Source organism: Bacillus sp. JJ1764, assembly GCF_036962145.1.
GTDB lineage: Bacteria > Bacillota > Bacilli > Bacillales > Cytobacillaceae > Neobacillus.
Genome location: NZ_JBALNY010000112.1, coordinates 11190 through 17271, shown reverse-complemented (window position 1 = coordinate 17271; position 6082 = coordinate 11190). Strand labels below are relative to the sequence as shown.

4 protein-coding genes and 1 pseudogene are annotated in these 6082 nt (G+C 36.9%); 3 read left to right on the top strand and 2 right to left on the bottom strand.

The genetic code is table 11. From position 1 onward, the window contains the following. Nucleotides 1-232 precede the first annotated feature (232 nt). Together V7083_RS15915 and V7083_RS15910 are read left to right on the top strand one after the other, a co-directional pair. Nucleotides 233-989, top strand: a pseudogene (locus V7083_RS15915) (sulfite exporter TauE/SafE family protein). 124 nt (nucleotides 990-1113) lie between these two features. Continuing rightward, entirely contained in the window at nucleotides 1114-2787 is a 1674-nt protein-coding gene (locus tag V7083_RS15910; RefSeq protein WP_335479560.1) for a ribonuclease J, read from the top strand. 70 nt (nucleotides 2788-2857) lie between these two features. Here V7083_RS15910 and proC read toward each other — a convergent pair whose 3' ends face one another. Continuing rightward, nucleotides 2858-3646, bottom strand: a complete 789-nt coding sequence (proC, locus tag V7083_RS15905) for a pyrroline-5-carboxylate reductase (protein WP_335479558.1) — start codon at nucleotides 3644-3646, stop codon at nucleotides 2858-2860. A 335-nt stretch (nucleotides 3647-3981) separates the two neighbouring features. On the opposite strand from proC, the gene V7083_RS15900 reads away from it, so the two are divergent. Continuing rightward, nucleotides 3982-5256, top strand: a complete 1275-nt coding sequence (locus V7083_RS15900; RefSeq protein WP_335479581.1) for an APC family permease — start codon at nucleotides 3982-3984, stop codon at nucleotides 5254-5256. Between the two features lie 32 nt (nucleotides 5257-5288). Here the strand turns inward: V7083_RS15900 and V7083_RS15895 are convergent, their stop codons facing one another. Then, complete coding sequence (locus tag V7083_RS15895) at nucleotides 5289-5978, bottom strand: GGDEF domain-containing protein (RefSeq protein WP_335479556.1); 690 nt, start codon at nucleotides 5976-5978, stop codon at nucleotides 5289-5291. Nucleotides 5979-6082: the final 104 nt, after the last annotated feature.

Below are 6082 nucleotides of genomic sequence, written 5' to 3'. Positions count from 1 at the left end.
TTATTGCCGGACTATTTACGTTTGAAGTTTCATTCCCTCAAAATTTTATACCTGCTTTTTAGGGAACGAGATTTATTATATCACCCATGAAACAATACTTCAACAAGAAAGTTTTTCCAAATAACTCAGACACTTAAAGTAACAACAAAAAATTCAGAAAAGTATTTACAAACTCACCCTCAAACACTATAATTCACATATAAATACTCGGATATAAAAAGGAGGCTTTACCATGAGCCTGGGAATAGCTTTAATGGGATTACTAGTTGGATTTTTAGTAGGATTAACAGGTGTTGGAGGCGCAGCACTTTTAACACCTGTTTTAATAATGGTAGGTATACAGCCTTCTATTGCAGTTGGTACTGATCTTGTTTATAACTCTATTACAAAGTTATTTGGTGTCATTCAGCACTGGCGACAAAAGACGATCAATTTTACATTAATGAAATACTTGGCAATAGGAAGTGTTCCAAGTGCTGTTGTTGCGATTGGCATGCTTCAAGTTTTTGAATCAACATTTCATAATTCTGAGCATATTATTAAAATCGCTCTTGGATATGTTCTTTTATTAGTCGCTGCAGCCATTTTAATCAAAACATTTTTTGATAAAAAAATCAGACCAAATCGATGGCAAGTTAGACCAATTGAAGAGAAACGGGGTCTGACTATTTTCATTGGGGCGTTATTTGGTTTTATTGTTGGATTAACCTCCATTGGATCAGGTTCTTTGTTCGCCTTAGCAATGCTTTATCTTTATCGCTTAAAAGGATCTGAATTGGTAGGTACTGATATTGCTCATGCTTTCTTATTGGTAACCGTTTCTGGCCTTCTTCATATGAATGCAGGAAGTGTAAATTACATGTTGGTTGGTAATCTTCNNTCCAGGTGTCCTTATCGGAAGCACCCTATCCTCCAAAGTTCCTACGAAACCACTGCGTACTGTTATTTCTACTGTTATTATTTTCAGTGCAATAAAACTAATTGGGTAAAAACCTTTTTAAAAGCCATGAGAGTCTTCCTCATTCTCTTGGCTTTTTTTATGTGTAACTTTTACATCTGATAAAGCCCTGCAAAAAGGAAATAATAATAAAAAAGAAATTTGGAGGTTTTTTTATGAGGGGTAATGAGAAGGGATTATCTGTTTTCGCCTTGGGTGGCATCAATGAGATCGGTAAAAATATGTATGTCATTCAATATGAGGAAGACATAGTCATTGTTGACTGTGGTGGTAAATTTCCAGATGAAAGTTTATTGGGCATAGATTTAATTATTCCCGATATAACCTATTTGGAAAAAAATCAGGAAAAAATTCGAGCTTTAATTGTAACCCACGGCCATGAAGACCATATTGGTGGAATTCCTTATCTTTTAAAGAAATTAAACATACCAATTTATGCAACTCGGTTTACGTTAGGGTTAATTGAACTAAAGCTTGTAGAGCATCGACTTATGGGTGATTCACAACTGAATTTAATTGATTCGAATTCACAAATAGAATTGGGTAAAATTTCGGTCTCCTTTTTTAAAGTGAGTCATAGTATCCCTGATTGTCTTGGAATAGTGTTTGAAACTCCAGAGGGTGTTGTTGTTCATACTGGCGATTTTAAATTTGACTTAACACCGGAAAACGATCGAATTTCAGATATCCATAAAATGGCTGCGATTGGAGATAAGGGGGTTTTAGCTCTAATTTCAGAAAGCACCAATGCGGAGCGCCCTGGATTAACCCCATCGGAAAGTATGGTTGGCAGTCATATGGAAGAGGCCTTCTCAAGAGCTTCGGGAAAGGTGATCATTTCTACTTTTGCCTCTAATGTAAATCGAATTCAGCAAGTCGTTAGGGCAGCAATGAATTCAAACCGAAAGCTTGCCTTATTAGGAAGAACCATGGTGAATGTTGTTTCCGTTGCGATAGAACGAGGTTATTTAATGGTTCCAGAAGGAATGCTGATTGAACCTAATGAAATCGAAAGTTTTTCCCCTGAGAAAGTAGCGATCCTTTGCACTGGATCGCAAGGAGAACCTCTGGCCGCACTTTCCCGTTTATCCACTGGCAGCTATCGGGATGCTACTATTTATCCGGGCGACACGGTTATTCTAGCAGCCTCCCCGATTCCAGGCAATGAAAAAGATGTATCTCGAATCATCGACAATTTATTCCAATTAGGGGCCAATGTGATTTACGGCTCTGGAAGTTCTACTGGGATGCATGTTTCTGGACATGGCTATCAAGAAGATTTAAAGCTGATGCTAGCATTGATTAAACCTACCTATTTTATACCGATTCACGGAGAATTTCGCATGCTTCATCACCACCGACAATTAGCAGAGGCAGTTGGAGTTGAGAAAGGAAACACTTTTATCATTAAAAATGGTGATGTTGTGGATTTTGAACATGGTATTGCCAGGCAGACCCGTTCTATTCCTGCTGGTGATACGTATATTGACGGAATCAGTGTCGGGGATGTAGGAGAAGTGGTGCTTCGTGACCGGAGACAACTATCAGAAGATGGTATGGTAGTTATAGTGCTAACCCTGAGTAAAACGGACGGAAGAATCATTCAAGGTCCAGACACCATAACCCGAGGTTTCGTATACGTTAAAAATTCTGAAGATCTTTTAAAAGAGATCAATAATTTAGTTAAAAAGACTGTCCAGGATATGCAATCAGAAAACATCCGTCAGTGGAGTGTCATTAAGCAAAACATCAAGAAAACATTAGGCCAATTTATTTCCAATCAAACAAAAAGAAGACCTATGATTCTGCCGATTATTATTGAAATTTAAACAGTATATTGGAATAAAAAGAGAAAAGGTGTTTGGCACCATTTCACTTTTTATTCCATAGAAATTATTTTTATGTGAGGCTCGCAGCCCTTTCCCTACAAGCATAAATAGCTTCTGTCATTAAGTCTGCAAGTCCTTTTGTATCCAAGACCTCTAAGCCGGCAGCTGTTGATCCTCCTGGTGTGGCAACTTCGTCAGCAAGTGCAGCAGGATTGGCATTGGTTTTAAGCATTTCCGCAGAACCCATGATCATTTGGGCTACTAACTTTCGTGCTTGTAATGGTGTGACACCTGATTCAAGGGCAATATTTTCTAGAGCTTCTGCAATTCTGTAAATAAACGCTGGGGCGCTTCCAGTAACAGCAGTTAACTCTATGATTTGCTGTTCTGAAACTCTTTCATATTCGCCAATCCCACTGATTAATGTTTCAATTATTTTTATATGTTGCTCCGTTACCCAATTGCCCGGAGCATACATCGTCATCGATTGACCTAATTTTGCTGCAGTGTTTGGCATTACCCACGCAACAGGAGTTCCGTCTGGGAGCATAGACTCCATAAATGAAGGTCCAATCCCTGCCGCAACAGTCAAAACCAATTGCCCATTCATTTCTCCAGATAGCTCCAATAGTAAAGATTCATGAACATTTGGTGGCATCGCCAAAAAAATGATATCAGCTTTTCCCACTTCTTTTTTCCAACTTTTTGTGGTTGCAACGCTGTAGGATTCTCGAATCACATTCAATCTTTCCTCATTTCCATTATTAGCAACTATAATGGAAAATTCGTTTTTATCTTTTAATCCTTCAATAATCGCTTGAGCCATACGCCCAGCCCCAATAAACAATACTCGTTTCATCACAGTTCTACCCCTCATCAACATATTCAACAATAGTAACCAATCAATAGTATAGCACCTTCCCGTTTTAATCAAATGATGAATAAAAAAGGTAAAAATTCATTAATCATGATTAGTTTTTGAGACACCTTTTTTGTATGAAGATCCCAACATTTATTTTATGAAAAACATATTTTGACACTGTTATTGACAGTTCCTTGTTATTTTAAAAAAACATCTTCACAATCAATAGTAATTCTTCTAAAATTAAGTTTATTCGAATTGAGGAGTTGTTGAGGTTGGAATCATCGCAGGGAACTTTACAACGTTCATTGGGAGTCGCACCAATAGTATTTATGGGGTTAGCCTATATGTCACCGTTTGCAGTATTTGATACATTTGGCGTGGTTTCAGCTGAAACAAATGGGCATGTCCCGGCTTCCTATATATTAATTACGGTTGCCATTTTGTTCACGGCCTTAAGCTATGGAAAAATGTGCAGACTTTTTCCTGATGCAGGTTCCGCTTATACATACACCAAAAAAACGATGAACACTGAGTTAGGTTTTCTAGTTGGTTGGTCAGCTTTGCTTGACTATTTATTTTTACCCATGATTAATGCTGTATTGGCTAGAATTTATTTATCAGCCCTGTTTCCACATGTATCCTCCTGGTTATGGGTATTAGGTCTAATTGTAATTATTACCACGATGAATATAGTTGGGGTCAAAATCGCTGTTAAGGCAAATACCCTGTTTGTTTTATTTCAATTACTTGTTGCTATTATTTTTGTCATTTTGACGATTCGCACGACCCTTCACGGTGGAGAATTTACAACGACTCCATTTTTCTCTCATGACATGAAGCTGCATTTTCTATTCGCAGGTGCTTCTATTCTTGCTTTGTCATTTTTGGGATTTGACGCTGTCACCACGCTTGCAGAGGAAACAGTCAATCCTGAGAAGAACATTCCAAAAAGCATCTTTCTCATTGCCTTTATAGGCGGTTTGTTTTTTATCACCGTCACATATTTCATGCAATCCTTATATCCGAACGTATCCTTATTAAAAAATGTGGATGGTGCATCACCTGAGATTGCCAGACATATAGGCGGGATTTTCTTTCAATCGATTTTTACTAGTGGTGCTTTAATCTCTGTTATGGCTTCTGGGCTTGCAGCCCAAACGAGTGCTTCTCGATTACTGTTTGCTATGGGAAGAGACGGAGTGCTTTCGAAAAAATATTTTGGCTTTCTTCATAAAAAGTTTCAAACGCCTGTGTTTAATATCATTTTTATCGGGGTTCTATCTCTTACCGCTTTAATTCTAGATTTAGTGACCGCAACTTCCTTAATTAACTTTGGAGCCTTTACCGCATTTTCTTTTGTCAATCTTGCGGTCATCATTTACTATTTTAAAAACAAACAAATTCTAAACCATTTAAATTTTGTTAGTTATGTCATTTTCCCAATGATCGGCCTTGCCTTTGTCATTTATCTTTGGTTTAGTCTCGACAAACTTGCAATTATCATTGGATTAGCTTGGTTATCCATTGGTTTAGCCTATCTTCTATGGCTTACCAAAGGGTTCCGAATAAAGCCACCGGAATATCAATTTGAAGAAGAAAATTAGATCAAATAAAAAGGCATGATTCCAATTCAGGTTCATGCCTTTAGCTTTATATTAAGCGGTTTATGCTGTTTTCGTTCATACATATTTCTGTCAGCAATGATTAATAAATCCTTTAAATTATAAGCATCATTGGGATACAAAGCACTTCCGATTGAAACAGATATATTCATCCCCATCTCGGTAGATAAATGAGCCAATACCTTTTCTATTTTATCAGTTACCTCTTTTGCCTCTTTAAAGTCTGCGTGTGGAGATACGATAAGAAATTCATCGCCACCCCACCTTGCCACATAATCTCCGTCATTTGAACAAATAATCAAAACATCGGAGATATTCTTTAGAACTAAGTCCCCCATTTTGTGACCCAGCTCATCATTAATTTGTTTAAAGTTATTACAATCAATTACAGAAATCGTTAAAGTGTCTTCACTGTGATTCATTTGGGATAACAATTTTGGAGTAATTTGTTGAATGATCCGCCTGTTATACAAACCAGTTAAGGAATCTTTTTCAGCCAAGTATTTTGCCTTATCATATTGCACTCCCAACCACCAAAAAAAGGGTGATAGCAATGGGATGAGAATCAAATCTAATTTATACTGACCTCTTTGAAACATAAAGAAATTAGCTGCTTTGAGATCAGTGATAAAATAAAGGGAATGCCAGCCTAATACGATTGTAATAAATAGTAAAGTGATACAAATTCTACCTGTATACCTCATAGCGTGCCCCTAACAAAAATTCTTTGTATAGGATAATTTTACTATAAAATAGAATATATGTAATAGATAATTTTCGAATCTATTGAATTTTTTTTGAAAAATAA

Coding starts and splice junctions, on each gene's coding strand:
- V7083_RS15910 (WP_335479560.1), top strand. CDS start 1,114: ATGAGGGGTAATGAGAAGGGATTATCTGTTTTCGCCTTGGGTGGCATC.
- proC (WP_335479558.1), bottom strand. CDS start 3,646: ATGAAACGAGTATTGTTTATTGGGGCTGGGCGTATGGCTCAAGCGATT.
- V7083_RS15900 (WP_335479581.1), top strand. CDS start 3,982: ATGGGGTTAGCCTATATGTCACCGTTTGCAGTATTTGATACATTTGGC.
- V7083_RS15895 (WP_335479556.1), bottom strand. CDS start 5,978: ATGAGGTATACAGGTAGAATTTGTATCACTTTACTATTTATTACAATC.